Here is a 26,723-nt window from a genome sequence, read left to right as displayed (position 1 = left end):
GTGTCAAACGGACGAAGAGCGTGTCCGTTTGACACCCCTCCTCTGATGCAGCAAGAGCTGTGGCACGACTCGTGACGAAGCCACCCCACCCAGGCTCCTCGAGGAAAGACGGCTCGCCTTCGGCTTCGCTGGAGTGTCAGACCTCGTCGGTACGTTGGGTCGCGGGGGTCCCCAGCTCGAGGGGACTTCTGCGCGAGCGTGCCGCTAGGCCTTCTTCAGCGGGCGGGCTCCCAGCTCGTCGGCCAGGAGCTTCAGCATCACCGACTCCGGGTCGTTCGTCTGGCTGACGATCACCGTGTCCGGGTCTGCCGGGCGAGCGGCCTCCGCCAGCATCGCTTCCTCGTCGTCCGGCTCCGGCGGGAGGGGGTCGTCGGGCTCTGGCGGCTCCGGCGGGGGTGGGACGTCGTCCGCCGGTGGGCGCGGGGCTTGGGGTTGCTGGGGTTCTGGCTGGGGGCGGGCCGGCTGATTGGCCTGGCTCGGGCGGGTCGGGGCCGGGCGGGCCGCCTTGGGTGCGGTTGCCGCCTGGGGGGTGGCGCCCGGGGTGCCGTGGGTGCAGCGGACCTGCCAGGTGCCGCCCAGGACCGAGGACAGCGCGGTCGCGATCGCTTCCGTGTTGCGGGACTCGGCCAGGCGGCGGGCCAGCGGGGCCGAGGTGTGGGTGATCGTGACGACGTTGCCGTCGACCTCGCTGACCATCGCGTTGGTCAGCATCGCCTCGGTGCTGCGGCTGGTGGAGCGGACGGCCGCCAGCAGTTCCGACCAGATTCGGCGGACGGCTGTCGCGTCCATCTCCGTGGTGGTCGGGGCGGCGGCTGCGACTTCGGCCGGTGCGGCCGGTGCGGCCGGTGCCACGGCGGCGGGAGCTGCGGGAGCCGGGGTCGCCTGAGGTGCGGGAGCCGGGGCCTGCGTCGGCCTGGCCGGCGCCGCGACCGGGGCCGGGGTGGCCGCTGCCGGTGCGGGCGCTGCGGCCGGAGCGGGTGCCGGGGTCGGTTCCGCCGGCTGCTGGGAGCGGCGGGTGAAGACCGGGCCGCCGCCTCCTGCGGGAGCGCCGCCTGCCGACGGAGCAGCGCTCGCGGCCGGGGCGTCGCCGGACGCGGCCGCGATGGTGGCCGGGGGGCGGCGTTCCAGTTGTTCGAGGCGTTGCAGGAGTGCTGCTTCCGACTGGCTCACGGACGGGAGCAGCATTCGGGAGACGAGGAGTTCGAGGAGCAGGCGCGGGGCGGTGGCTCCGCGCATGTCGACGAGGCCCTGGTGGACGATCTCGGCGTAGCGGGTGAGGGCTGCCGGGCCGATTCGTTCCGCCTGGGCGGCCATCGTGGCCAGCTCGTCCTCCGGGGCGCTGACCAGGTTGCGGTCGGCGGCGTCCGGGACGGCGCAGAGCAGGACCAGGTCGCGCAGGCGGTCCAGGAGGTCCGAGGCGAAGCGGCGGGGGTCGTGGCCCGCGTCGACCAGGCGGTGGATGGTGCTGAAGACGGAGGCGCCGTCGCTGACGGCCAGGCCGTCGACCACGTCGTTGATCAGGGCCGAGTCGGTGACGCCCAGGAGGGTGATGGCGCGCTCGTACTTCACTCCGTCGGGGCCCGCGCCGGAGAGGAGCTGGTCCATGACGGACTGGGTGTCACGCGCCGAGCCGCCGCCGGCCCGGATCACCAGCGGGAAGACGGCGGGCTCGACGGCCACGCCCTCCGCGGCGCAGTTGCGTTCGAGCAGGCTGCGCATGACGCCGGGCGGGATCAGGCGGAACGGGTAGTGGTGCGTGCGCGAGCGGATGGTCGGGAGGACCTTGTCCGGCTCGGTGGTGGCGAAGATGAAGATCAGGTGGTCCGGCGGCTCTTCGACGATCTTCAGCAGGGCGTTGAAGCCCTGCGTGGTGACCATGTGCGCCTCGTCGATGATGAAGACGCGGTACTTGGCCTCGGCCGGGGCGTAGAAGGCCTTGTCGCGGAGTTCGCGCGCGTCCTCGACACCACCGTGGGAGGCGGCGTCGAGCTCGACCACGTCGACGCTGCCGGTGCCGTTGGGGGCGAGGCCGATGCAGCTGTTGCACTCGCCGCACGGGTCGGGCGTCGGGCCCTTCACGCAGTTCAGCGAGCGGGCGAGGATGCGGGCCGACGACGTCTTGCCGCAGCCGCGGGGGCCGCTGAAGAGGTACGCGTGGTTCACCCGGCCCGCCGCCAGCGCGACGCGCAGCGGGTCGGTCACGTGCTCCTGGCCAACGACCTCGGAGAACGTGGCCGGGCGGTACTTGCGATACAGAGCGAGGGCCACGCCCGGAACAGTACCGGTGGCCACCGACACAAAAAGGGGACCCCGTGCACCCACCAGAGCCCGCTTATCCTTGCTGCCTTCCGGCCCTGGGGAGGTTCGCGAGATGTGTGCCGCACGAGGTCCGACACTAGTGTAGCGAACGATCAGTTTCGAACGTGTGTTCGAGTTGCCCACAGTGTTGTCCACAACTGTGGACAGCCGGGCACACACTTACTGGACACCCGTCCTGCACACTGATCCACATGCGCAAACCGGGCCTGATCGTGGCCGTTGTCGTCATCGTGGCCGCGGCCGCGGTAGTCGGAGTCCTCGTCTACAAGGACAACGCCGACTCGGAACCGAAGCGCGCGACGGACGTCACGGTGTGGCCGACACCCCAGACGATCGAACGCGTCACGGCGGACGTCCCGATCCCCGCGTCGGTGAGCGTCGAGGGCGACGCCGAGGCGGCCACGAAGCAGCTCGTCGAGAAGGCGCTCGCGGGCGGTTCCGGCGGCGGCGCGCTGAAGATCAGGTTCAGCACCGACAAGGGGCTGTCGGCCGAGGCGTACCGGATCACCGTCGGGTCCGCCGAGGTCAGCGTCGCGAGCGCGGACCCGGCCGGCGCTTTCTACGCCGCGCAGACCCTGCGCCAGCTGGTGCGGCAGGGCAAGCTCGCGGGCGTCAAGATCGACGACCGGCCGTCGCTGCCGCGGCGCGGGATCGTCGAGGGCTTCTACGGACGGCAGTGGACCTACGCCGAGCAGCAGGCCCAGCTCGACTTCGCCGCGTCGGTGAAGTTCAACTCCTACATCTACGCGCCGAAGGACGACCCGTTCCACCGCGACCGCTGGCGCGAGCTGTACCCGGAGGACCGCCTCGCCCAGATCGCCGACCTGGCCAAACGCGCCGCGGACCAGCACATCGAGTTCACCTACTCCCTCGCCCCCGGCCTGTCGATCTGCTACTCGAGCGGTGCCGAGCGCGACCTCGTCCTGGCCAAGCTCAGCCAGCTGCACAAGGCGGGCCTCAGGTCGTTCGCGCTGCTGCTGGACGACATCGACTACGGCAAGTGGAACTGCGCGGAGGACCAGGCCGCCTACGGCCCCCCGAGCAAGGAGAACGCCGCGAAGGCGCAGAACGACCTGCTCAACGACACCGCGGCGACCATCCGCAACGAGCTGCCGGGCAGCAAGGCGCTGATCACCGTGCTCACCGAGTACGGCGACATCGACCCGACCCCGTACAAGAGGGTGTTCCGCGACAACCTCGACAAGTCCGTGGTCGTGATGTGGACCGGCACGGCCGTCATCCCCGCGACGATCACCCGCGAGCACTCGCGGCGCGCCGAGCAGCTGTGGGGCCGCAAGACGCTGATCTGGGACAACTACCCCGTCGCCGACTACCCGATCGCCAAGGGCCGGCTGCTGCTCGGCTCGTACTCCGGCCGCGAACCGGGCCTGAGCGTCGTCGGCCTGCTCAGCAACCCGATGAGCCAGGCCTACGCGAGTCGCGTCGCGATGTTCGAGATGGCCGACTACGCCTGGAACGACGCCATGTACGACGAGGACGCGTCGGAGCTCGGTTACGCGAACATCCTCGCCAACGGCGATGAGCGCGTGCGGATCGCGCTGCTCTCGTTCTTCGACATGAGCTCGTGGACGGCTCCGCGCCTCGCCGACGAGCTCAAGGAGTTCGAGGACCAGTGGCGGTCGGGCGACAAGAAGGCCGCCGTCGCGAAGCTGCGGACCTACGCCGACGTGCTCGCCACCGCCCCGAAGACGATCCGGGACAAGATCGACAAGGGCTTCGTCACCGACTCCGAGCCCTGGCTCGCGCAGGCCGAGCTGTACGGCAGGGCGTTGCAGGCCACCGTCGACGGACTGGACGGCCGGCGCGAGCGGTTCGCCGAGTCCGCCGAGATCGCGAAGCAGCTGAACAAGGAGCTGAAGCTCGGCGACGGCACCCTCGACAAGTTCCTGACCAAGGCGCCGAACCTCTAACTCGAACGTGTGTTCGAGTCGTCCACAACGTTGTCCCCACCTGTGGACAACTTCCGGCCCGTGGCGAGAAGCAGCAGCTCAGGGGCCGGAAGGTCGGGGATTCCGGTGTCGCGGAAACGCTTGCGCGCGCCCCAGAACGGGCTCTTCAGCACGTGCTCCAGCGCGGCCTGGGCCGGTTCGAGGGGCATCTCGCGGACGCGGCCGAGCGGGCGGGCGACGTCCTGACCGTGGACCAGGAAGTCGACCAGCGGGTCGATCGGCGCGGCCATCGGGGCGCGCTTCGGGGAGGCGGCGGTCTCGCGGATCTGCTCGATCAACTCCGATCGAGTGAACTTCGCGGCGATCGCCCGGGCCTTCAGGTCCTCCATGCGTTCCCAGTCGAACCGCGCCTTCACGATGCCGGTCAGCACGTCACCCCAACCGGTGCGGGTCGACGTGGTCAGGTGGGCGGCCATCGTCTGCACGGTCCAGCCGGCGCAGAGCGTCTCGCGCTGCCACTCGTCGGCGGTCAGGTCCTCGAGGAGGTCCGCGACGCCCAGGCGTTCGGCCTCCAGCCACTTCATGATCATGATTGCTCCTCGACGGCCGCGAGCCTGCGGCGCAGGAAGTCCTGTTCGGAGTCGGTGCCCGCGAGTGCGATGGCCTCGCGGTAGGCCTGGGCGGCCTCGGCGTCGCGGCCCAGGCGGTGCAGCAGGTCGGCGCGGGCCGCGCGGAACGGGTGGTAGTCGCGCAGCCGGGGTTCGCCGGCCAGCGCGTCGAGCAACGCGAGCCCGGCGGCGGCCCCGTCGCGCATGGCGATCGCGGCCGCCCGGTTCACCGCGACCACGGGTGACGGCGCGAGCTTCGTCAGCACGTCGTAGAGCGCCACGATCTGCGGCCAGTCCGTGCTCGCGAAGTCCGCGGCCTCGTCGTGCAACGCGTTGATGGCCGCCTGCACGCCGTACGGACCGAATCCGCCCGTCAGCGCGCGCTCGGCCAATGCGCTCCCCTCGGCGATCATGTCGCGGTCCCAGACCTGACGGTCCTGGTCCTCCAGCAGGTCGCCACGGGTGTTGCGGCGCGCGTGGATCAGCAACATCAACCCCAGCAGCCCCGCGACCTCGCGTTCGGGCAGCAGCCCGTGCAGGATCCTGGCCAGCCTGATCGCCTCCTCCGCCAGGTCGTCGCGCTGCGCCGCGTACCCCTCGGTGAAGATCGAGTAGACGGCCTGCAGCACGCCGGGCAGGCGTTCCGGCAACTCGTCCGGGTCCGGCACGCGGAACGGGATGCGCGCCTGGCTGATCTTCTTCTTGGCGCGCACGATCCGTTGCTGCATGGTCGGAACCGGCACCAGGTAGGCCCGCGCGACCTCGGGCGTCGTGAACCCGGCCAGGCACCGCAGGACGAGCGCTCCCCGGTCCTCCTCCGCGAGCGCGGGGTGCGCGCACGTGAAGAACAACTCCAGCCGCTCGTCCGGCAGCGCGTCCCCCACCGGCGCGTCCGCCCGGTCCACCTCGACCTGGAGGATCGCGAGCCGAGCCGCGTGCACCTGGTCGCGCCGCAGCCGGTCGACGGCCTTTCGGCGCGCGGTCGTGAGCAACCACGCGCCGGGCCGGTCCGGCACCCCGTCCACCGGCCAGTGCCGCAGCGCCGCCTCGATGGCGTCGGAGGTGACCTCCTCGGCCAGGTCGAGGTCGCGGAAGCGCTTGACCAGGGTGGCGAGCAGCCTGCCGCGCTCCTCCCGGAACACCTGCTCGACGTTCATCGGCTCAGAAGTCGAACTCGGCGATCGGCCTGACCACCACGGCCCCGCCGTCCCGCGACCCGGGACACTTCGCGGCCCACTCCAGCGCCGCGTCGAGGTCGGGCACGTCGATGACGTCGTACCCGCCGAGCACCTCCCGCGTCTCCGCGAACGGTCCGTCGGTGACGCTGCGCCTGCCGTCCTGTCCGACCTGGACGGTGGTGGCGGTGACGAGGTCCGCGAGCGAGTGGCCGGAGACCAGGACACCGGCGTCCTTCATCTCCTTCTCGTAGGCGATCCAGTCCTCGACGGTGCAGGTCGCCTGCTGGTCAGAGGCCGCGTAGATCAACAGCATGTACTTCACGTTCGTCCTCCTCGGTCCGGTCTTACGGGATCACGACGAGCAGGCCCCCGCCAGATCGACACGGCCGCCGAACTTTTTTCGGCGACCCCCGTTTTGGGTCTCGGAACACCCGTCCGGTAAGGTTCTCCACGGAGGATTCGCATAGCGGCCTAGTGCGCACGACTGGAAATCGTGTTGGGTTCACCCCCTCACGGGTTCAAATCCCGTATCCTCCGCTCGCTGCAGAAGGGCGCCGATCTTCAACGGTCGGCGCCCTTCTGGCGTTAACGTTGCATGATGCTGCCTGAAGACCTGATGCTGCTGTTCATCGACGAGACCGACGGGCGCGTCCTGCTGGATTCGACGTCGATCCACAACGCGCTGGCCGGGGCGGTGCTGCTGGAGCTGGTCAACTCCGGGCGCGTGGCGTTCGAGCCGGACGGCAAGAAGCTCGCGGTGGTCGACCCGACGCCGTTGCGCAGCGAGTTCCTGCAGGAGTCGGTGACGCGCATCAACAAGCCGATGAAGCCGCAACGCGCGGTGGAGCGGTTGCGGAACCACGTGCGGGACAACGTGATGGCGCAGCTCGAAGGCCGTGGGGTGCTGACGGTCGAGAAGACCAAGAAGCTCGGCATCTTCCCCAGCAAGCGCTACGTGATCCAGGATTCCAAGGCGGTCAGCGAGATCCGTGACCGCGTGGGCAACGTGGCGCTCGGGTACGCGGCGCCGGACGACCGCACGGGCTCGCTGATCTCCTTGCTGTACGCGGTGAAGGCGTTGCACAAGGTCTTCAAGGGCGACAAGCGCGAGATGAACGCCCGCGCCAAGGAGATCGCCGCCGGGAACTGGGCGGGCGACGCGGTGAAGAAGGCGTTGGAGGCGGTGCACGCCGCGGTCATGGCGGCCGTGGTGGCCTCGACGGCGGCGACGGCTTCCACCGGCGGAGGTTCCAGCTGATGCTGCACAGAGAGCTGATGCTGCTGTTCATCGTTCCGGAGACCGGGCGGCTGCACGTCAGCTCGTCGGCCGCCGAGAACGCGCTGGCGGGCGCGGTGTTGATCGAGCTGGTCAACTCCGGGCGCGTCGCGTTCGAGCCCAACGGCAAGAAGATGCAGGTCGTCGATCCGTCGCCGGTGAACGACCCGGTGCTGAACCACGCGCTCGGCCTGCTGACCAAGCCGTTGCGGCCGCAGTCGGCGGTCGAGCGGGTGCGGAAGCGGTTGTGGGACAACGTGCTCCGGCAGCTGCAGGACGCCGGCGCGATCAGGGTCGAGCCGCGGAAGGTGCTCGGGATCTTCCCCGCGAAGAGCTACCCGATCGTCGACGAGGCCGGGGCGGAGAGGCTGCGCAAGGACGTCGGCGAGGTCGTGGCGGGGTATCGGGGTGCCGACGCGCGGATCGGGTCGCTGATCACGTTGCTGTACGCGGTGGACGCCGTGCACAAGGTGTTCGCCGGCGACAAGCGCGAGATCAAGCGGCGGGCCAAGGAGATCGCGCGCGGCAACTGGGCGGGCGACGCCGTTCGCCGTGCGGTGGAAGCGATCCAGGCCGGGGTGACCGCCGCCGCCACGGCTGCCGCTTCTGGGGAGTGAACGCGGAAGTGGCCGCCACCTCGAGCTGAGGTAGCGGCCACCTGGTGCCGTGCCTACTTCTTCAGGCAGTCGAGGATGTCCTCGATCGCGAACACGATCTTGTCGACGTTCGCGTCACCCGTGGACGGGCGGGCGCGGACGATCTGCGGGTCGTGGTCGCTCGCCTGGTCGGCGAACTCGGCGTTGATGTGCACCACGTCGTAGCTGAAGCGCGTGATGTTCTTGCTCATCACGAGGTGGTCCAGCGTCTGCGAGTTGCCCTCGAAGACGTAGCTGTACCGCTCGTTGACGGGCAGCGTGTCGATCAGCGCCTTGAGGTTGCCGTCACCGGTCAGCGTCTTCAGCGCGGGCGAGAACTGGTAGTCGTTCAGGTCGCCCGCGAGCACCACGTTGGCGCCCTTGTCGATCGCGCGGATCTGCTCGGTGAACGTCTTGAGCGCGGTGGCCTGCTTGGCGCGCTGCACCTCGGACGTGCGGTTCGGCGGCTGGTTGCGGCCGTGGATGGCCTCGTCGCCGCCCTTGGAGTTGAAGTGGTTCGCGACGACGAAGACCGTGCGGCCGCGGAACTTGAACTCGCCGGCGAGCGGCTTGCGACTGCTGGCCCACGCGTCGTTCAGCGGGTCGATCCGGCCCGGTGACACGGAAAGCGCGGCGCGGCCGTTCTTCTTCACGACCTGGACGGGCGTCTGGAAGTCGCCGCCCGGACGGTCCACGAAGGACACCCGCTGCGGGTTGAAGAAGAAGCCGACGCGGATGTTGCCGCCGGGCTCGCCGCCGTCCTTGAGGTTCTCCGGGTCGATCTGCCGCCACTGGTAGCGCGGGCCGCCCTTGGCGAAGATCGTGTCGGAGAACTTCTGCAGCGTCTGGTCCGCCGCGACGACGCCGTCGTTGGTGGCGCCGTTGTTGTCCTGGATCTCCTCCAGCACCACGACGTCCGGGCTGCGCAGGTTGGTCGTGACGCCGTCCGCGAGCCGGTCGAACTTCTCCTGCGGGTCGGACGGGTCGAGGTTCTCGACGTTGTAGGTCGCGACCGAGAGCTCGGACTCCTTCTGCTGCGCCGTGATCTCACGCTGCAGGTTGGACGACACGTGCTGGCCGAGGTTCAGCGCCGCCAGCGTGTAGCCGCCGAAGTTCGTGTACTCGATGGCACCGACGGTCGCGCCGGCGAACACGTCACCGACGTTCGCGGCGGGCAGCGTGCCCGCGGTCTTGATCTTCAGGCGACCGCTGTTCTGCTGGTCGTAGCTCGGGTAGGTGGTGCCGCCGCGCAGGTTCTTGTTCTGGTCGGGGTTGACCGTCACCCAGACCTCGCCGAACGCGTTGCTCGGGCCCACGACGCGGACGTCGTCGACCTGGACCAGCGTGCCCTCGAGCGACTCGAACAGGTCGAGGCCGTACTTCGCGGGCTCCAGCGGGAGCTGCTCGATGCTGCCGCCGGGCGCGGGGAGGTAGCCCGCCGGGACGTTCTTCACGACGACCGGCGCCGGGACGGGGTTGCCCTTGGAGACCGTGATCGTGGTGGGCGTGGTGATCTCGGTGAGGGTCTGGTTGGAGCCCGTCTCACCGCCCGGCCGGTACTCGGCGATCGTGCCGCTCACGACGACGCTGTCGCCGACGGCCACGGTCGGCGCGGTGCCGCCGGTGTAGACGAAGACGCCCTCGCTGGTGCGCGGGTCGTTGTCCGGAGCGGTGTCCTGGATCCAGAAGCCGCGGTCACCCGTGGCGCGCGTGCCGGTGACGACGCCGGGGACGTTGGTGACCTTCTGGCCGACCAGCGGCGAGACGCGCGTGACGCCCTGGATGTCGCGGATGCGCTTGTCGCCGGGGGTCGGGTCCTCGGGGTCGGGGTCCGGGTCGCCGCCGCCCGGAGTCGTCTCGCCCTTGGAGTTGACCGGGGTGGGGGCGCCGGTGGTGAAGTCCGCCGAGTTGTCGTCGGTGTCCGGGAGACCGGCCTTGCGCGACGCCGAGGTGGTGTTGCTGAGGGCGGCCGTCGCCGTGGTTTCGCGGACAGCCGCCGTGCCGAAGCCGACGAGGTCCTTGATGCGCGTGTCGGCCGCGCAGTCAGCCGCCGTCTTGCAGGTGAGCGGCGTGGTGCCGTCGACCAGCGCGATGGTGCCGCCGGTGGCGCTCATGGCGATGGTGCCGGTGGCGTCCGGGGTCGGCAGCGCGACCGTGCCGCCGGTGCCCTTGGCCTCGGCGACGAGGTACGTCTTGCCGGGCGCGACCGAGCCGGTCAGCGGCGTGACGCCCCACTGCGTGCTCGCGCCGGGGCTGGCCGAGATGTACTGGACGCTGAAGCCGTCGAGGGAGACCGGGGTCGCGCCCTTGTTGGCGAGCTCGACGAAGTCGTTGGTCAGCGTGGCGCCGGAGTTGCCGCCGCCTCCGTAGACCTCGGAGATCAACGCGTCGGTGCTGGGTGCGGCGACGGCGGGGACGGCGGCGAGCACGAGTGCCGCCACCGCTGTCCCGACGACGGGCAGGGTGGGTCTCAAAACTTCCTCCAGGGGATGCGGCGGACCGACGCATCTTTCCTCGATCGAGTGAGCTTTGGTAGCCGTTGTTACTAACGGTTAACCGGTTGGCCCATCAAACATCACTCGAACAAGTGTTCGATCATGGTGTATGCTCGATTTCGGAACGCCGGCCAGTGGGCCCCTCCCAGGCACCGGCCGGCGTCCCTACATTTGGGCGTGTGGGGATTCCGAGCTACGAGCGCCGCTGCGCCGAGATCGTCAACCAAACCGAACTACTGGTCGCGTCCCTGGACGACGCTGACCTGGGCATCCAGGTCCCGTCCGCTCCGGACTGGACGCTCAACCAACTGCTCCGCCACGTGGGTCACGCCCACCGCTGGGCCGACTCGATGCTGCGCGACAGGTTGCCGGAGATCGACTTCTCCCGCAACGGCGCGCAACTCCTGTCGTCGTATGTGGGTGAGTCGCCGACCGTGCTGATCCCGTGGCTGCGGGAGGGCGCGGCGCTGCTCGCCGAGGTGCTGAGGTCCGTCGACCCGGACGAGATGATCGCGCCGCTGGGCGGCCATCCCGGCCCGCGCGTGTGGTCGCGCCGGATGACGCACGAGACCGTGATCCACAGGTGGGACGTGTGCAACGCCCTGGGCGTGCCGTTCACGCTGGACGTCGATCTCGCCCAGGACACCCTGCGCGAGTGGACCGGCCTCGCGCTGCCGTACGCCTTCTCGCGCTGGCCCGAGGAGACGGCGCCCCTCGCGGGCACCGGCACCGTGCACCTGCACGCGACGGACGTGGAGGCGGAGTTCGTGATCGATCTCACGGGCTCCACGCCAGTCGTGACGGAGGGGCACGCCAAGGCGTCGGTGGCCGTGCGCGGCCCCGTCGTCGACCTCGTGCTGGCCGTGTACCGCCGACGATCGCTCGAGGGGCTGGAGGTGTTCGGGGACTCAGGCCTGCTGGACCTGATGCTGGACCGCGTGAGGTTCTGACCTCGCGGACGGGCCCGCACCTTCTTCGGCGCGGGCCCGCCGTCACCGCTACTCGGTGCGGAAGGAGACGTAGCCCGGGACGACGCTGCGCAGCGTGCCGAGCGACGAGTACTGCCCGGTGCAGTCAGGCGTGGAGTAGGCGCGGACGTTCTCCAGACCGCTCCAGCCGACGAGCAGGTCCGCCCCGGCCGGCACCAGATGACACCCGGTGTCGGGCTGCGGGAAGTTCGCGACGAACTTCCACTCCTTGTAGACGTAGAACGAGAGCCCGGTCTCCGGGTCGCCGGGCGTGGCGGCCGCGGGCATGGCCGCCGTTCCGACGAGTGCCGCGGCAGCCGCGAGGCCGATCGCGGTGCGGGTCAACGCATTGCGCATCCTTCGCTCCTTCGTAGACGTGGTGCGCCCACGAACACCTCTACCGAGCGAAGGTTGAAGTATCAACGTTTTGTGCGTCGTCGACAGGTAGCTCTCAGACAGTGATCAAGTACGTGAACCACGTACGTTTTCGACCATGGGGATGTTGAGCTACCAGCGGAGGCTGACGACGGCGGTCGAGGAGACGTCGTTGCTGGTCTCGGCTCTGGACGACGTCGATCTGAGCGTGCCGGTGCCGACCTGCCCCGGTTGGACGCTGAACCAGCTGCTGCGCCACCTCGGGTTCGCGCACAGGTGGATCGAGCAGGTGGTCAGAGAGCGCCACCCCACCGCGGACAAGTCGCTCAGCCGGGCGCACTCGGTCGACGGGTTCGCGGGCGAGTCGGCCGCCGAACTGGGGCCGTGGCTGATGGAGGGCGTCGAGCTCTTCGAGAAGGCGATGCTCGGAGGGATCCCCGACGACGTGGCGGTGTTCGTGCCCGGCGAGCCCAGCCACCGCTTCTGGTCGCGGCGGATGGCGCACGAGACGTGGGTGCACCGGTACGACGCGTTCCACGCGCTCGGGCTGCCGTTCGAGATCGACCGGGACGTGGCGTGGGACGCGATGTACGAGTGGATGCTGATTCTCCTGCCGATCATCCACGCACGCCGTCCCGCCCTCGGATCGTTGCTGGGGCAGGGACACAGGCTGCGGTTCTTCGCGACCGACTACACCTCGGCGTCGTCGCGGTGGACCGTCGACCTGAGCGGGGACGTGCCGATGGGGCGGCGGGACGTCGAGATGAGGTGCTCGGTGTACGTGCGGGCGCCGATCGCCGATCTAGTGCTGATGCTGTACGGACGGCGGCGGCCGGCGAAGAGCGAGGTGACCGGCGACAAGCAGCTGCTGCGCGAGTTCATCGAGGCGGCGAGGTTCTGAAGATGCAAGAAGGGCCCCGGATTGCTCCGGGGCCCTTCGTCAGCGGTGGCGGTGGGATTTGAACCCACGGAGGCTTGCACCTCACACGCTTTCGAGGCGTGCTCCTTCGGCCGCTCGGACACGCCACCGATAAGAACAATACACAGCCGTCCAAGGCGGTTTAACGCTGGGTCCGGAAGAAGCGTTCGAGCAGGTCAGCGCACTCCTGCTCGAGCACGCCGCCCTCGACCTCGGGCCGGTGGTTGAGCCTGCGGTCGCGCACGACGTCCCAAAGGGAGGCCACCGCGCCTGTTTTGGGCTCCCACGCGCCGAAGACGAGACGCGAAACACGGGCGAGGACGAGGGCGCCGGCGCACATCGTGCAGGGTTCGAGGGTCACGGCGAGGGTGCAGCCGTCCAGGCGCCAGCCGTCGCCGTGCTTCTGAGCCGCTTCGCGCAGGGCGAGGATCTCGGCGTGGGCGGTCGGGTCGCCGAGGGCCTCGCGGGCGTTGCAGGCCTCGGCGAGGACGGTGCCGTCCGGGGCGAAGACGACGGCACCGATCGGGACGTCGGTGCCGGACGCCGCTGCCGCCTTGAGGGCGGCCCTGATCATGGCTTCTGAGGAGATCACGCTTGGATCGTGTCGAGCAGCTTCGTGAACTCGTCGATGAAGCCGATGCGCTGGGCGATCATCTGGAGCTGCTCGTCCGGGTAGAGGTCGACCTCGTCGACGATGATCTGGAGTTCGTGCGACGGCATGCCGAGGTCCGCGACGATGCCCAGGTCGCCCTCCGGCCAGATGTCGTTGTCCTCCTCGTCGGGAGGTTCGACGCGCAGGAGGTCGAGGACGTCCGCCGCGATGTCGTAGTCGAGGGCGGCGGCCGCGTCGGACAGCAGCAGCGCCACGCCTCCCGGCACGGGGCGGAGGATGATGAAGAACTCGTCGTCGACGGCGAGGAGCCCGAACACGGCCCCGGTCGACCTCAGTTGGCGCAGCTCCGTGATCGCCGCGTCCAGCTCCGACAGCGCGGAGCTGTCCATCCTGCTGCACCGCCAGCGGCCGTCCTCCCGGACCACCGCGACCGCGAAGCCGTTGACCGGCTCCTGCTGTGTCATGTGCACACCGTAGGGCCCAGACGACCTTCCCGGTAGCCGAGGTGGTGGCACCATCGGTAGATGAGCACAACTACGCCGGACCCCCGTCTCGCCGGACTGCTCGAAGGGGCTCGTTCGCTCCAGCCCCGCACGGTGGCGCTGCGAAGGCAGATCCACAAACACCCCGAGCAGGGGCTCCAGAACCCGAAGACGCAGGCGGCGATCCTGCACGCGTTGGACGGTCTGCCGCTCAAGGTCACGAAGGGCGAGTCGACGACCTCGGTCGTGGCCGTGCTCGAAGGCGACCAGCCGGGACCGACGGTGCTGCTGCGCGGCGACATGGACGGCCTGCCGCTGCAGGAGGAGACCGGCCTGCCGTTCGCGTCCGAAGTGGACGGCGCCATGCACGCCTGCGGCCACGACACCCACGTGGCGATGCTGGCCTCCTCCGCCCGTCTGCTGGCGGACCGGCGCGACGCGCTGAAAGGCCGAGTGCTCTTCATGTTCCAGCCGGGCGAGGAGGGCCACCACGGCGCCCGGTACATGATCGAGGAGGGCCTGCTCGACGACGGCGTGGAGAAGGCGTTCGCGCTCCACATCACCTCGACCATGAAGTCGGGCGTCGTCACCTGCCGGCCGGGCCCGATGATGGCGTCCGCCGACACGTTCCACGTGCACGTGAAGGGCCGCGGCGGCCACGGCGCCATGCCGCACAACGCCCTGGACCCGATCCCCGCCGCCGCCGCGATGGTCGGGGCGATCCAGACGATGCTCGGCCGCCGGGTGAGCGTGCACCAGCCCGCCGTCGTGACGGTCGCGCAGATCAACGCCGGCACGACCACGAACATCATCCCCGAGGTGGCCACGCTCGACGGCACGATCCGCACGCTGTCCGAGGAGACGCGCGCCTTGGTGCACCGCGAACTCAAGCAGGCCGTGAAGCACACCGCCGCCGCCTACGGGTGCCACGCCGAGGTCAGCATCGTGCCGGGGTATCCGGTGACGGTGAACGACGACGTCGTGGGCGCGCACGTCGTCGACCTGGCGGCGACGGCCATGGGTGCTTCGTGGAGTGAGCCGATGGCCGACCCGCTGATGGGGGCCGAGGACTTCTCGTACGTGTTGCAGCGGGTGCCGGGGGCGTTGGCGTTCCTCGGGGCCTGCCCGCGCGGGGTCGAGCTGGACGACGCGGCGCCGAACCACTCGAACCGCGTGCTGTTCGACGAGGCCGCGATGGAGCACGGGGTGGCGATGTACGCGGCGTTCGCGCTGGACGCCCTCCGATAGGAGCAGGTACGCGTCGCACGGAATGATGGGCGCCGTGCGAGACGTGTGCGTGATCGGACTGGGACTGATCGGCGGCTCCGTGCTGCGGGCCGCCAAGGCTGCCGGGCGCACGGTGTGGGGTGCGACGGCGAGCAAAGAGGACGCGGAGAAGGCACGGGCTGAGGGCTTCGACATCGTCTCGGTGGACGAGGCCCTCGGCCGTGACCCCGAGGCGCTGGTCGTTCTCGCGGTGCCGCTGCCCGCACTGCCTGACCTGCTGCGGAAGGTTCCCCAAGGCACGAGGCTCACCGACGTCACGAGCGTCAAGGGGCCCGTGCACGACGCCGTGCACCGGTACGCGCCCGACACGAGGTTCGTCGGCGGGCACCCCATGGCCGGCACCAGCAGGAGCGGGTGGGACGCGGGCACGGCGGACCTCTTCCGCAACGCCGCGTGGGTCGTCACCCCGGAAGAAGCAGACGACCACCTCAACGACGTCGTGCAGCTCGCGCTCGATCTCGGGGCGCACGTGGTGCCCACGACGCCGGAGGAGCACGACGAGGCCGTTGCGCGGATCAGTCACCTGCCGCACATCATGGCCGCGATCCTCGCCGCGGTCGGGGCCGACGGCGGGCCGCTCGCGATGGCACTCGCAGCCGGGAGCTTCGGGGACGGGACGCGGGTTGCGGGCAGCCGGCCCGAGCTCGTCCGGGCGATGTGCGAGGGGAACCGGGACGCGCTGCTGATGGCGGTGGACGACGCGCTCGGCAGGCTCGGGGCGGCGCGCGGCTCGCTGGCGTCCACCGGGGGCCTCGCCAAGACGATCGAGGCCGGGCACGAAGGCAGGAACGCGCTGGTCGAGCAGCCGGCCAGGACGCCCATCACGATCGACCTGACCAAGCCCGGCGCGCTCGCCGCGCTGCGGAATCTCGGGTCCCGGGGTGGACGGGTGGTTGGGCTGAACGGCAGCACCGCCCACGCGGAAACGTCGTAGGGTCGCCGAGTGGATCGACGGACGCTCGCCGGTGGGCTCGGTGGTCTCGCGCTCGTCGTGGGTGCCGTCGTGGCACTTCGGAGCGGGGACGCGCCGGACACGCTGAAGAAGGAAGTCGCTGACGGCGTCGAGGTCGTGGCGTCGCAGGAGCCGACCAGGCCCGCCAACGCGCGGGCTCAGGCGTTGGACGCCGACGCGCTGCAGATCGCGTGGAACGGGTCCGCGTCGGCCTACGAGGTGCGCTGGAACGGCAACGAGCAGCTCGTGCCGACGCCCGAGGTGGAGCTCGCCGGCCTGAACCCCGACGAGGAGACGCAGGTCGAGATCCGCGCGGTCAGCGCGACGGGCAAGCGCAGTGAGCCGCTCCGGATCGCCGCGAAGCCCAAGGACGTCTACGACGACAAGTGGGACGACCTGCTGGTCGGCCAGACGGACCGGTTCGACGGGCCGGAGGCGCTCGACCCCCGCAAGTGGCGGGTGGAGGCGGAGTCCGAGTGCCTCGGGCTGCGGCCGTTCGGCACGGCGAAGCGCATCGACGTCGACTGCCCGATGGCGGCGTTCCAGTCCAACACGCCCCTCCGGTTCGGGGTGCCGGCGGCGGACGGCGCGACCGGCCGGGCGATCATCAGCGTCGCGGGCGCGGTCGAGTCGAGCCACGTCAGGCTGACCCTGCTGCCCGACCCCTACCAGTACCTCAAAGAGACGGACGCGCAGCCGAAGGGCGCGGTCAGCCTCGACATCACCACACAGGGCACGCGGATCATCGCCGACCCCGAACTCCCCCGCACCGGCAAGCAGGTCACCCTCGGCGACGCCCCCATGACCGGGCTCGTCGCGGGCGTCCGGCACCGCTGGGAGATGCGGGTGCTGCCGGACGCCGTGGTGGCGCTGCGCGACGGCGTCGTCGTCGCCTACGAGCCCGTCGCGATCAGGGAACGGCTGGTGCACCCGAGGGTCCGCATCGACGGCGGCGGGTTCCTGGACGCGTTCGGCGTGGGCGGCGTGCCCGAACGCGTTGTGCCCACCGAGGTCCTCCCCCTCACCCAGGCCGTCGAACTGCCGCTGGACGCGGTCGCCGCGAAGCTGGTGTCGAACAACAACGTCACCGACCTGCCGCTCGCGAACCGCAGGATCCAGGCCGAGCAGAACGCCCAGCTCGTGGTCATCCGCAAGCCCGAGAGCCGCCCCGGCGCGCTCCCCCGCCTCACGGACCGGCCCGCGGGCATCAAGACCGGCGGGCCACGACTGCACGTCATGCACGAGGACGGCACCAAGCCGCCACAACCGTTGCCGCGCAACGGCCGTGTGCTCGTCACGGCCGAAGTCAACGCCATCGGCCACCGCGGTATCGAGCTCGAACTCGACGGCAGGCGGATCGTCGCGCTGCCCACGAACGAACAGGGTCAGGGCGTTCCCGGCAGGCACGAGTTCTGGCTCGACGCGGACGCGTTGCCCGCCCGGTCGAGCGCTCGGCTCAAGCTCAGCGTCCTTCCGGCGGACGGTGGCGAACCCGTTATCGCGGAAACCGTGTTCGAGCTGGGGTGAACGCCTTAGCGTGACCGCTATGAAGCGGGTGGCCTTCGCCGTCGTGGGCATCGCGCTGGTGGCGGGCGTGATCGTGCTCCGCGACACCGGCGGGAGTGACGGCTTGCCGTCCGCACCTCCCCCGCCGACGAAGCTCAAGCCGTTCGTCGCCGACCAGGTGCTGGTCCCCGGCCCGCAGACGAGGCCGAGCACGCCGGTGAACGTCAAGGCCGACCCCGGCAACCACCGGCTGCGGCTCGCCTGGACCGGTGAGGCACCCGCGTACGAGGTGCGCTGGGCGGGCGGGGTCAAGCTCGTCACCAGGCCCGGCACTCAGCTGAACGGCCTGGAGAACGACCGGCCCGTCGACGTCGAGATCCGCGCGGTGGACGAGTTCGGTCAGCGCTCCCAGCCCGCGAAGGCCACCGCGAGCCCGCAGGCGGACCGCACCGAGTACACCTACGCCGACCGCTTCGACGCGACCGACGAACCCGACCTCCAGCGGTGGAGGCTCTCCAAGCGCACCGACTGCGCCCGCGCGACCTCGGGCGACGGCGAGGACAGCAAGCGGCTGATCATCAGCAGCAGCTGCGGGACCCGTGCCGTCACGCTCCGCTCGCGCACGCCGTTCGTCCGCTCCTCCGACGGCGAGAGCAGGCTGGCCGTCGAGACCGACGCGCCCGGCACCGGCGGCAAGCTGCTGCTCGACCTCGTGCCGGGCCCGGTCAGCGTCCAGGGCGATCCGGTGCCGCCGAACACCGTCCGCGCCACGGTCTCGACCGACAACTCCGGCAACTCGATCGTCGAGCTCACCCCGGACGGCACCGCGGTCAAGGCGATCCCGCCCGCCGTGCCGGGCGTGAGCGTGCTGTGGGAGATCGCGCTGACCTCTGAGGGCACCAGGGTCCTGCGCAACGGCGAGGTCGTCGCCACCTCGCCGTTCGTGCCGCAGTGGCGTGAGGCGACGGCCCTGGTCGGCATCGCGGCGCTGGCGGGCGACCGGATCCGGGCCGGCATCGACCTGATCGGCTACCGCACCGCCAAGGTCGACGTCCCGCCCACGGGCCCGACGCCGCAGGTGCGCGTGGACGGTCCCGCCGCCACCAGCCCGCACCCGCTCCCGGACGTCACCGCGGGTCAGCTGCGCATCGCGATGATCCCGTCGAGGGAGAGCGAACCGCTGACGTCGATCAAGGTCAACGGCATCGCGGTGCCGCTGCGCCCGGCCGTCGAGGGCACGCCGTGGAAGCCCGGCGCGGAGTACCCCGCCGTCGCCGACCTGCCCAAAGAGGCCTTCACCGACAACGTGAACGTCCAGCTGGAGACGCAGGAACGCATCCAGATCACGCACACCGACGTCGAGCTGACCGGCTCGAAACCCACCCCGCAACGCCAGCCCGGCACGCCGCTGGTCGACGCCAAGCCGACGCTGGCCGACCCCGTGCCCGAGGTCCTGGACGCGAGCGGCCAGCCCGTCGAGAACGGCGCCGCGTTCAACCGCGGCCGCGTGGTGCTGGAGGTGCGGATCGCCGCCCTGGACGCGGCCGTCGCGGGCCTCGCCGGGTTCGAGATCAGGCTCGACGGCAACCACATCGCGACGGTGCCGACGACCGCCGACGGACCGTCCGCCGCGGGCCGGTGGCGAATTTCTCTCAACGCCACGGCCATGACCGCGGGGGCACACGCCATCGAGGTCAAGGCGTTCAGCACCGATTCAGAGGTGCATCCGGAAACGGGGTACGTTCCCTTTTTGCTGAAGCCCTGAGTGCTGCGGCCCGAAATTTGCCGGGTCAGTTCGCGGTCAGACGGGTGGATCGCGGTGCCGCCCCCACGCCCTCATACCGGAGTCGTATGGGGGCGTGGGGGCGGTATCGCGAGCCGCCCTGCTGAGCGTGAACTGGCTCGCCAAATTTCGGGCCGCAGCACTCCTGCTCCAAGATGGGTCTATGGCTCGCGCACTCATCATCGACGCCGCCCGCACGCCGTTCGGCAAGTACCGGGGAGGTCTCTCCGGCATCCGCGTGGACGACCTCGCGGCGCTGCCCATCGTCGACCTGCTGCGCCGCTATCCGTCGCTCGACCTGGCGCGCATCGACGACGTGCTGCTGGGGGACGCGAACGGGGCCGGCGAGGACAACCGCAACGTCGCCCGCATGGCCGCGTTGCTGGCGGGGCTGCCGGTCTCCGTGCCGGGCGTGACGCTGAACCGGCTGTGCGCGTCGGGTGGTGAGTCGATCATCCAGGGCGCGCGGGCGTTGATCACCGGGGACGCCGACCTGATCGTCGCCGGTGGCGTCGAGGGGATGTCGCGGGCGCCGTTCGTGACGGCCCGGCCGGACAAGACGTTCCCCGACCGCATGGAGACCGTGTCGACGGCGCTGGGCTGGCGGTTCGTGAACCCGCGCATGCCCAAGCACTACACCGTGCCGTTGGGGCTGGCCGCCGAGAACGTGGCTGTGGAGCTCGGGATCACGCGCGAGCAGATGGACAACTTCGCGTTGCGCTCGCACCGGCGTGCGGCGGCGGCGTGGGGTGCCGGTGTGCACGAGGGGTTCGCGTTTCCCGTGCAGCTGCCGGACGGGACGGCGATCCGGCGCGACGAGAACGTCCGCGCGGACACCAGCGTCGAGAAGCTCGCGAAGCTCAAGCCCGCGTTCTCCGAGAACGGGTCGGTGACGGCCGGCAACGCGTCGCCGCTGAACGACGGCGCGGTGGCCGCGCTGCTCGGCACGGAGGCGATCGCGTCGGAGCTCGGGGTCGAGCCGCTGGGCGAGGTGCTCGGGTCGGCGACCACCGGCGAGGAGCCGCAACGGTTCACGGTCGCGCCCGTGTCGGCGATCCGGAAGCTGGTGAAGCGCCTGCACATCGAGGCTTCGGACGTCGCGTTGTGGGAGATCAACGAGGCGTTCGCGGCGATGGCGTTGTCGGTCGTGCACCACCTTCCCGAGATCGACAAGGAGAAGGTGAACGTGCACGGCGGCGCGATCGCTTATGGCCACCCGCTCGGCGCGTCGATGCCGCGGGTGATCGTCGACGTGTGCCGCCACCTGCGGGCGCGGGGTGGCGGCATCGGGATCGCGGCGGCCTGCGTGGGCGTCGGGCAGGGCGTGGCCGTGGCGGTACGCGTCTAGTTCTTGGGGTGCAGGATGTCGCGGGCCTGTTCGGCGGCCCGCACGATGCTCTCGCTCACGAAGTCCAGGAACCGCGCGATGTTCTCCAGTCGCGTCGCGGCCTGGGTGCCCGGCCCGAGGCTGCTCACGCCGTGGCGCGCGGCCTCGGCGAGCGTCGTGGTGCCGGCGGCGCTCGCGATCATCGACTGGTACCAGATGTCGCCCTCGTCGACGACGTACCGCTCGCGGCGGCGTTCGTCGCGCACGCGGCCGATCAGGCCCTGACTTTCCAGGTACGCCACGGCTTTCGACACCGACGCGGGGCTGACCTGCAGGTGTGCCACCAGTTCCGACGCGGTGAGGCTGCCCTCGTCGGTGGCGTAGAGGCTCGCGAGGGTCTTCGCCGGCATCTTCGGCAGGCCCTGGCCGATGAAGATGCCCGCGAACACGTCCTCGAACGCCCGCACGGCTTCAGGGTCGCGGCCGTCGGCGCGTTGCGGCGCCTGGCTTCGGCGCGGCGTCGCCTGCTTGCGGCGCTGGGCGCGGCGTTCGGTGGCGAGGTGGGCGATGTCGGCCTTGTACCCGGCCGGGCCGCCGTTGCGCATGACCTCGCGCGTGATCGTCGACGTCGGCCGGTCGAGGCCGCGCGCGATCTCCGCGTAGGCGAGACCGTCCGCGAGCCCGATCGCGATCTGGCGGCGTTCCTGCTGGGTGAGTCGACCTCCTGGCATGCGCTCCAGCATAGCGTTCATCCGAACTTCATTGCAACGCTCGTTGCATTAGATCTACAGCCGGTTGCAACGAAACTGCGGCTTTGAACTGCACAGATGCTTCCTCGTCGCAACGAACATGTTGCCGAGATCTGGAAACGCAACGTAGCTTTTTGCACATCGGAAACAACGAGCCACAGGAGCCCGAGATGCAGACCTTCGCCACCCCCGCCCCCATCGCCGCCCTCCTCGACATCCCCGCCGGCCGGGTCCAGTTCATCGCCGCGGACCGCGCCGACACCGCCGTCGAGGTCCTGCCCCTGAACACCGCACACAGTCGTGACGTCCGAGCCGCCTCGAAGGTCCAGGTCTCGTTCGCCGACGGCGTGCTGCGGATCAACGGCGAGGCGGGCAAGCTGCTCGGCTCGTCCGGCGCCGTCGAGGTGACCGTCCAGCTGCCCGCCGGTTCCCGGGTCGAGGCCAAGGCCGCGAGCGCCGAGTTCCGCGGCGTCGGCCGGCTCGGCGACATCGCGTTCGAAGCGGCGCAGAGCGACATCAGGATCGACGAGGCCGCCGCCGTGCGGGTGTCCACGCAGGCTGGTGACGTCACGATCGGCCGGCTCACCGGCTCCGCTGAGATCAACACCCTGAAGGGCGACATCACCGTCGGCTCGCCGCTGTCGGCCTCGCTCGACGCCGGCACCTCGTACGGCCGCATCACCAACTCGCTGCGCAACGACGGCACGGACGTCATCACCATCCGCGCCACCACGTCGTACGGCGACATCACCGCCCGCAGCCTCTGACCATTCCTTCACTGGGGAGACTTCCGTGATCACCGACGCCCGTTATCAAGCCGCAGAACAACTCCTCCGCCGCCCGGCCGCTCCCGGCGAGCTCGTCGTCGGTGACCGTGTCCGTCCACAGTGGATCGATGGCGGCCGCTTCTGGTACCAGGTCCGCGACGGCGCCGACCGCGAGTTCGTGGTGGTCGACCCGGCCGCCGGCACCCGCACCCCCGGCTTCGACCCGATGCCGTTCCTCGCGGCCCCAGGCAACCCGCTGGAGGTCACCTCACCGGACGGCAAGGTCGCGGTCTCGCGTTCCGGCCACGACCTGCAGGCACGCTCGGACGACCGCACGTGGGCGCTGACCACCGACGGCGTTCCCGGTTTCGGTTACGGCTACGGCCCGGACGCCATGAGCTACGGCACGTTGATGCGGAAGTTCGGCATGCCGCACATGCCCCCGGCCGTCGCCTGGTCCCCCGACTCGTCGAAGGTCCTCGCCCACCGCACCGACCAGCGCTCCGTACGGCAGACCGTGCTGCTGGAGTCGCGCCCGGCCGACGGCGGCGCGCCCGTGTCCCACGTCCAGCACTACGCCTACCCCGGCGACCCCTCGATGCCGCTGGCCTCGCTGGTGGTGTTCGACATCGAGGCCGGCACGTCCGTCTTCGCCCAGTGCGACCCGCTGCTGATGCCGGAGTTCTCGCCGATCATGGCGGGCTGGGCGTGGTGGTCGGCGGACAGCACCGCCGTCTACTTCCTGTCGCGGCCCCGTGACCAGCGCACGCTGACCCTGAACCGGATGGACGCGGTGTCGGGCGAGGTGCGGGTCGTGGTCAGCGAAACCGACTCGGTGCGCGTCGGCCCCAACCAGTTCATGTACGGCTTGCCGCTCGTCCGGGTGCTCGCCGACGAGGTGCTGTGGTTCTCGCAGCGCGACGGCTGGGGCCACCTGTACCGCTACTCGCTGCACACCGGTGAGCTGCTGGGCCAGGTCACGTCGGGTTCCTGGCTGGTCCGCGAGATCCTGCACGTCGACGAGACCTCCCGGACCGTCTCGTTCGTGGCCTCCGGTCTGGTGGCGGAGGACCCGTACCGGCGGACGGTGTGCCAGGTCGGGCTGGACGGGACCGGGTTCCGGATCGTCACCGACGACTCACTGGACCACGTCGTCACGGTCTCGCCGGACGGCTCGTGCTTCGTCGACTCGGCGTCCACTGTGGACACCCCGCCGGTGATCACCGTGCGCTCGTGGGACGGCACGGTGCTGGTGCCGTTGGAGACCGCGGACGTGAGCCGTTTGGTGGCAACGGGATGGACCGCGCCGGAACGCTTCCGGGTCAAGGCGGCCGACGGCGTCACGGACGTCTACGGCGTGCTCTACAAGCCTGCCGGTTTCGATCCCGGCGCGAGCTATCCCGTGGTGGACAGCGTTTATCCCGGCCCGCAGGTCACGCGGGTCGACCCGTGCTTCGACCCCGGCGGCATGGGCCTGGACGCGGAACCGTTGGCAGCACTCGGCTTCGTGGTGGTCGCCCTCGACGGCCGCGGCACGCCGGGACGTTCACGTGCATTCCTCGAAAGCAGCACTCTTGCTTCTGCCGGCAGCCTGGAGGACCACGTCGTCGCGCTGGAGCAACTGGCCGCATCACGGCCGTGGATGGATCTGGCACGTGTGGGCGTCATGGGCCACTCCGGCGGCGGCTTCGCGGCGGGACGCGCGATGCTCGCTCACCCGTCGACCTACAAGGCCGGCGTCGCGTTGTCCGGGTCGCACGACGCCCGGTACATCGGGCTCGGGTGGGCCGAGAACGTGGACGGCGCCGACAACCCGGAAGCCTGGCTGCGGGCTTCCAACGTGGAGATCGCGGACCGGCTGGAGGGCGAACTGCTGCTCGTGCACGGCGAACTGGACGACACCGTGCACCCGGACCACTCGCTGCGGCTGGCCGACGCGTTGATCGCGGCCGGCAAGGAGTTCGAGCTGGTGATCGTGCCGGGGTCGGAGCACCTGTTCCTCGACCGGATGGCGTACGTGCGCACGAAGGCGTGGGACTTCCTGGTCCGCGCGCTCCTGGGCGTGGAGCCGCCGAAGTACCGGCCGGCGCCGATCGTGATCGACCCGGAGGTCCTGGGAGAGATGCTCTGACGAACGCGTCATCGACGCCGGCCACGCCTCGTGCGCGTGGTCGGCGTTGCGCGTCGCGACCGCCTCAGATCCGCTTCGAGATGAGCGGGTACTCGAGGACCAGGCCGTTGGGGTCGACCTTGACGTTCTGCTCGAACCCGCCGCTCTTGAACCGCACCACCGAGACGTCGTCCCCCACGGACACCGTCTTGTACGTCTGGGTGACGGCCTTGACCGACAGGTCGGGCAGCGACACCCGCACGACGGACAGGGCGTGCTCGCCCGGTTCGCGATGCAGGTTCAACCGCCTGATGGGGATCGCGTTGAACAGGACGGCGAACTGCACGTCGACGTCCAGCGCGCCGTTGAACGTCTCGCGCTTGCTGCCCTGGCCGTGGTCGACCAGCCAGGCGCCGTCCTCGGTGCGGGACAGCGAGCACTGGCGCTCTTCGAGGACGGTGGCGGTGCGCAGCAGGAGCCTGTTGACCTGGCCGCTCTCACCCACCGACACCTCGAAGGAGGCGTTGAACTGCTCGTCGGGGCCTGCGGCCACCAGGCGGCCGGACGCACGGAGGCGCTGGTCGCTGGAGAGGAGCAGGCGGACCTGCTCCAGCCTCGGCTCGTGGATGCCCTGCCAGGTGATCATGTCCGGCCTGCGGGCAGAAGGAGAGCGGGTCTCTCCGGTGGAGGTGACCCGCCCTGCGTCAGTGGCGTTGAAGGAGTTCACTCATCCACCTGGAAGGATGTCCTTGATCTTCTCGGCAACCGAGTCGACCTGCTCTTCGTGACCGAACTTGCCTGCGATGAAGTCCGCCGCGGCGTCCACGCCCTGGTCGACCTTCTCGTGGTTCTGCTCGGCGAGGTCCATGGCCTTGTTCTTGATCTCGTCGAAGTTCATGTCCTGCTCCTTCACTCCTGACGCAGGGTACCCGAGTAGGCCCCGCGTGTTGATAGCCCGCGATCACGCTAACTGTGCCTGGACAAGTTGGCTCGGTGACAACAAAGATGTCGATACCGCCGCCTGGGTCGGCCGCCGTCGCGGTCAGAACCAGGAGGATGTTCGATGGCACGACTCCTGCGTGGAGTTATGTCCGCAGTACTGCTGTTGCCGCTCGTCGCGGTCTCCTCGGCCAACGCCACGGCCGACGTTCAGGGGAACGCGAAGTTCACGGTGACGACCACGGCCACGTCCGTCGCGGCCCGCAGTGACCGGCGTCCGGTCGCAGGCGGCGTCTACGACAAGAAGGTGAACAAGACGTTCATCTCCTGGGCGGGCCGGTACGAAGACAGCTACGTCCAGACGTACGACCACCGCAAGTCCACGTGGTCCACGCCGAACCGCATCGCGGACGGCGCGAACGACACCCACAACTACCCGACCATGGTCCAGGCCAAGGACGGGCACCTGCTCATCTTCCGCGGCATGCACAACGTCGAGCTGCGCATGTCCCGTTCGCCCCAGCCCAACTCGGCGGACGGCGTCTGGGAAGAGACGCTGCTCTCCAAGAACGCGGCCACGTACCCGATGCCGTTCGTCACGCGTGACGGCACGATCTACGTCTTCTACCGCGAGACGACCCGCGACCTCGACGGCACCACGCCGACGGACACGCGTCCGATGCTCTACGTGGTGTCGAAGGACAACGGCAAGACGTGGAAGACCTCCACGGAACTGACCGGTGACCGGTTCGCGATCGGGTCTACGGCCCGCGCCGACAACATGAACGAGATCTACATCGGCCAGCTCCGCCAGGAGGACAACGGCCGCGTGCTGATCGCGTACACGCTCGCCGGCGGTGGCCCCGAGGGCAACAAGCACGACCGCTACCACCGCAACATGTACTACACGTGGTTCGACCCGCAGAACCGGCACTTCTACGCGGCGTCCGGCAAGGATCTGGGCACCCAGATCGACGACGCCGACCAGGAGAAGCACCTGAAGATCGCGGAGACCCCGCTGACCCTGCCGAACAACGTGAAGTCGCCCGACTACATCCAGCAGGTCGGCTCGACCTTGGGGCAGCCGTTCGTGCTGTGGTTCATGGGCGACGAGGCCGGGGGCCCGCTGCACAACTTCCTGTCCGTCTGGAACGGCCGGAAGTGGGAGACCAAGGAGGTCGCACGGGGCCTGCGCACCCGTGAGGTCGAGAAGGTCGACCTGTTCACCTGGCGCGTCTACGCCACCGAGGACGGCAAGCCGAACGTGAACACGTACCTGGTGCGGCTGGGCCGTTTCTGGTCGCCGGAGGCCGTGATCCCGACGGCCAAGCCGGTGCAGCGCGTCGAGGTCGTGGAGAACTTCCGCGATCCCGCCCGCGCGATCTTCTCCGGTGCGTCGTCCGACCGGGACGCCGCGATCGCCGACGGCGACATCTCCGTGGCGGGTATCAAGAGCCGCTGGTGAGTCGTTGTAGGACGTTCTGAGGAAAGGCAAACGCCCCCTGCTCCGGCGCGGAACCAGGGG

At 70.0% G+C, this 26,723-nt stretch carries 24 protein-coding genes, 2 tRNA genes and 1 other RNA gene; 14 read left to right on the top strand and 13 right to left on the bottom strand.

What is annotated here, in order from left to right; all coding sequences use genetic code 11:
- Positions 1–204: 204 nt before the first annotated feature.
- Positions 205–2,268: a DNA polymerase III subunit gamma and tau gene (locus ACFWNN_RS25170; protein WP_382442368.1), complete on the bottom strand. Its 2,064-nt coding sequence runs from the start codon at positions 2,266–2,268 to the stop codon at positions 205–207.
- A 30-nt stretch (positions 2,269–2,298) separates the two neighbouring features.
- Positions 2,299–2,395, bottom strand: an RNA gene (gene ffs / locus ACFWNN_RS25165) — signal recognition particle sRNA small type.
- 115 nt (positions 2,396–2,510) lie between these two features.
- Between ffs and ACFWNN_RS25160 the strand changes: the two genes are divergently transcribed.
- Complete coding sequence (locus ACFWNN_RS25160; RefSeq protein ID WP_382442367.1) at positions 2,511–4,250, top strand: beta-N-acetylglucosaminidase domain-containing protein; 1,740 nt, start codon at positions 2,511–2,513, stop codon at positions 4,248–4,250.
- Here ACFWNN_RS25160 and ACFWNN_RS25155 read toward each other — a convergent pair.
- The 3 genes from ACFWNN_RS25155 to ACFWNN_RS25145 are packed head-to-tail and all read right to left on the bottom strand — an operon-like array spanning position 4,247 to position 6,337.
- Positions 4,247–4,819, bottom strand: coding sequence for a maleylpyruvate isomerase family mycothiol-dependent enzyme (locus ACFWNN_RS25155; protein ID WP_382442366.1), 573 nt, complete (start codon positions 4,817–4,819; stop codon positions 4,247–4,249). The two genes, ACFWNN_RS25160 and ACFWNN_RS25155, sit on opposite strands and share 4 nt — an antisense overlap.
- On the bottom strand, positions 4,816–5,994 hold the full coding sequence (locus ACFWNN_RS25150) for an RNA polymerase sigma factor (RefSeq protein WP_382442365.1): 1,179 nt from the start codon (positions 5,992–5,994) through the stop codon (positions 4,816–4,818). The genes ACFWNN_RS25155 and ACFWNN_RS25150 overlap by 4 nt, the downstream gene beginning before the upstream one ends.
- A 4-nt stretch (positions 5,995–5,998) precedes the next feature.
- Positions 5,999–6,337 carry a YciI family protein gene (locus ACFWNN_RS25145; RefSeq protein ID WP_382442364.1) on the bottom strand — a complete coding sequence of 113 codons (339 nt, stop codon included), beginning with the start codon at positions 6,335–6,337 and terminating at the stop codon, positions 5,999–6,001.
- Positions 6,338–6,467: 130 nt separating this feature from the next.
- Between ACFWNN_RS25145 and ACFWNN_RS25140 the strand changes: the two genes are divergently transcribed.
- The 3 genes from ACFWNN_RS25140 to ACFWNN_RS25130 all read left to right on the top strand — a co-directional run bounded on the left by ACFWNN_RS25140 (position 6,468) and on the right by ACFWNN_RS25130 (position 7,908).
- Positions 6,468–6,552: transfer RNA gene (locus ACFWNN_RS25140), tRNA-Ser, on the top strand.
- A 61-nt stretch (positions 6,553–6,613) separates the two neighbouring features.
- On the top strand, positions 6,614–7,273 hold the full coding sequence (locus tag ACFWNN_RS25135) for a GPP34 family phosphoprotein (protein WP_382442363.1): 660 nt from the start codon (positions 6,614–6,616) through the stop codon (positions 7,271–7,273).
- Positions 7,273–7,908, top strand: a complete 636-nt coding sequence (locus tag ACFWNN_RS25130) for a GPP34 family phosphoprotein (protein WP_382442362.1) — start codon at positions 7,273–7,275, stop codon at positions 7,906–7,908. Before ACFWNN_RS25135 ends, ACFWNN_RS25130 begins: the two co-directional genes overlap by 1 nt.
- Before the next feature lie 53 nt (positions 7,909–7,961).
- Here the strand turns inward: ACFWNN_RS25130 and ACFWNN_RS25125 are convergent, their stop codons facing one another.
- A complete protein-coding gene (locus tag ACFWNN_RS25125) occupies positions 7,962–10,400 on the bottom strand; it encodes an endonuclease/exonuclease/phosphatase family protein (protein ID WP_382442361.1) in 2,439 nt (812 codons plus the stop codon).
- Positions 10,401–10,600: 200 nt separating this feature from the next.
- Here ACFWNN_RS25125 and ACFWNN_RS25120 point away from each other — a divergent pair, with 200 nt between their 5' ends.
- On the top strand, positions 10,601–11,371 hold the full coding sequence (locus tag ACFWNN_RS25120; RefSeq protein ID WP_382442360.1) for a maleylpyruvate isomerase family mycothiol-dependent enzyme: 771 nt from the start codon (positions 10,601–10,603) through the stop codon (positions 11,369–11,371).
- 48 nt (positions 11,372–11,419) lie between these two features.
- On the opposite strand, the gene ACFWNN_RS25115 is transcribed toward ACFWNN_RS25120, so the two are convergent.
- Complete coding sequence (locus ACFWNN_RS25115; RefSeq protein WP_382442359.1) at positions 11,420–11,746, bottom strand: hypothetical protein; 327 nt, start codon at positions 11,744–11,746, stop codon at positions 11,420–11,422.
- A 136-nt stretch (positions 11,747–11,882) separates the two neighbouring features.
- Between ACFWNN_RS25115 and ACFWNN_RS25110 the strand changes: the two genes are divergently transcribed.
- Entirely contained in the window at positions 11,883–12,665 is a 783-nt protein-coding gene (locus tag ACFWNN_RS25110) for a maleylpyruvate isomerase family mycothiol-dependent enzyme (RefSeq protein WP_382442358.1), read from the top strand.
- 43 nt (positions 12,666–12,708) lie between these two features.
- Here the strand turns inward: ACFWNN_RS25110 and ACFWNN_RS25105 are convergent.
- From ACFWNN_RS25105 to ACFWNN_RS25095, 3 genes are all read right to left on the bottom strand, one after another.
- Positions 12,709–12,793: transfer RNA gene (locus ACFWNN_RS25105), tRNA-Ser, on the bottom strand.
- A 32-nt stretch (positions 12,794–12,825) separates the two neighbouring features.
- The gene (locus tag ACFWNN_RS25100; RefSeq protein WP_382442378.1) at positions 12,826–13,257 is read right to left on the bottom strand and encodes a nucleoside deaminase; all 432 of its coding nucleotides are present in this window, start codon (positions 13,255–13,257) and stop codon (positions 12,826–12,828) included.
- Positions 13,258–13,271: 14 nt separating this feature from the next.
- Positions 13,272–13,760 (bottom strand): tRNA adenosine deaminase-associated protein, encoded by a 489-nt coding sequence (locus ACFWNN_RS25095; RefSeq protein WP_382442357.1) that lies wholly within the window; start codon positions 13,758–13,760, stop codon positions 13,272–13,274.
- 60 nt (positions 13,761–13,820) lie between these two features.
- On the opposite strand from ACFWNN_RS25095, the gene ACFWNN_RS25090 reads away from it, so the two are divergent.
- From ACFWNN_RS25090 to ACFWNN_RS25070, 5 genes are all read left to right on the top strand, one after another.
- On the top strand, positions 13,821–15,026 hold the full coding sequence (locus ACFWNN_RS25090; protein ID WP_382442356.1) for a M20 family metallopeptidase: 1,206 nt from the start codon (positions 13,821–13,823) through the stop codon (positions 15,024–15,026).
- Between the two features lie 22 nt (positions 15,027–15,048).
- The gene (locus tag ACFWNN_RS25085; RefSeq protein ID WP_382442355.1) at positions 15,049–15,999 is read left to right on the top strand and encodes a prephenate dehydrogenase; all 951 of its coding nucleotides are present in this window, start codon (positions 15,049–15,051) and stop codon (positions 15,997–15,999) included.
- A 9-nt stretch (positions 16,000–16,008) separates the two neighbouring features.
- On the top strand, positions 16,009–17,544 hold the full coding sequence (locus tag ACFWNN_RS25080) for a hypothetical protein (protein ID WP_382442354.1): 1,536 nt from the start codon (positions 16,009–16,011) through the stop codon (positions 17,542–17,544).
- Positions 17,545–17,563: 19 nt separating this feature from the next.
- Complete coding sequence (locus tag ACFWNN_RS25075; protein WP_382442353.1) at positions 17,564–19,288, top strand: hypothetical protein; 1,725 nt, start codon at positions 17,564–17,566, stop codon at positions 19,286–19,288.
- Between the two features lie 181 nt (positions 19,289–19,469).
- The gene (locus ACFWNN_RS25070; RefSeq protein ID WP_382442352.1) at positions 19,470–20,654 is read left to right on the top strand and encodes a thiolase family protein; all 1,185 of its coding nucleotides are present in this window, start codon (positions 19,470–19,472) and stop codon (positions 20,652–20,654) included.
- On the opposite strand, the gene ACFWNN_RS25065 is transcribed toward ACFWNN_RS25070, so the two are convergent.
- Positions 20,651–21,364, bottom strand: coding sequence for a helix-turn-helix domain-containing protein (locus ACFWNN_RS25065; protein WP_382442351.1), 714 nt, complete (start codon positions 21,362–21,364; stop codon positions 20,651–20,653). The genes ACFWNN_RS25070 and ACFWNN_RS25065 overlap by 4 nt on opposite strands.
- A 188-nt stretch (positions 21,365–21,552) precedes the next feature.
- Between ACFWNN_RS25065 and ACFWNN_RS25060 the strand changes: the two genes are divergently transcribed.
- On the top strand, positions 21,553–22,149 hold the full coding sequence (locus ACFWNN_RS25060) for a DUF4097 family beta strand repeat-containing protein (RefSeq protein WP_382442350.1): 597 nt from the start codon (positions 21,553–21,555) through the stop codon (positions 22,147–22,149).
- Between the two features lie 25 nt (positions 22,150–22,174).
- Entirely contained in the window at positions 22,175–24,280 is a 2,106-nt protein-coding gene (locus ACFWNN_RS25055; RefSeq protein ID WP_382442349.1) for a DPP IV N-terminal domain-containing protein, read from the top strand.
- 64 nt (positions 24,281–24,344) lie between these two features.
- On the opposite strand, the gene ACFWNN_RS25050 is transcribed toward ACFWNN_RS25055, so the two are convergent.
- Positions 24,345–24,986: a putative glycolipid-binding domain-containing protein gene (locus ACFWNN_RS25050; protein ID WP_382442348.1), complete on the bottom strand. Its 642-nt coding sequence runs from the start codon at positions 24,984–24,986 to the stop codon at positions 24,345–24,347.
- Positions 24,987–25,157 (bottom strand): antitoxin, encoded by a 171-nt coding sequence (locus ACFWNN_RS25045; RefSeq protein WP_382442347.1) that lies wholly within the window; start codon positions 25,155–25,157, stop codon positions 24,987–24,989.
- Between the two features lie 189 nt (positions 25,158–25,346).
- On the opposite strand from ACFWNN_RS25045, the gene ACFWNN_RS25040 reads away from it, so the two are divergent.
- Positions 25,347–26,663, top strand: coding sequence for a BNR-4 repeat-containing protein (locus ACFWNN_RS25040; RefSeq protein ID WP_382442346.1), 1,317 nt, complete (start codon positions 25,347–25,349; stop codon positions 26,661–26,663).
- Positions 26,664–26,723 lie beyond the last annotated feature (60 nt).

This window comes from Lentzea sp. NPDC058450, assembly GCF_042721395.1.
Lineage (GTDB): Bacteria > Actinomycetota > Actinomycetes > Mycobacteriales > Pseudonocardiaceae > Lentzea.
The sequence above is the reverse complement of the archived record's forward strand: the minus strand, read 5'-3'. Positions and strand labels throughout refer to the sequence as shown.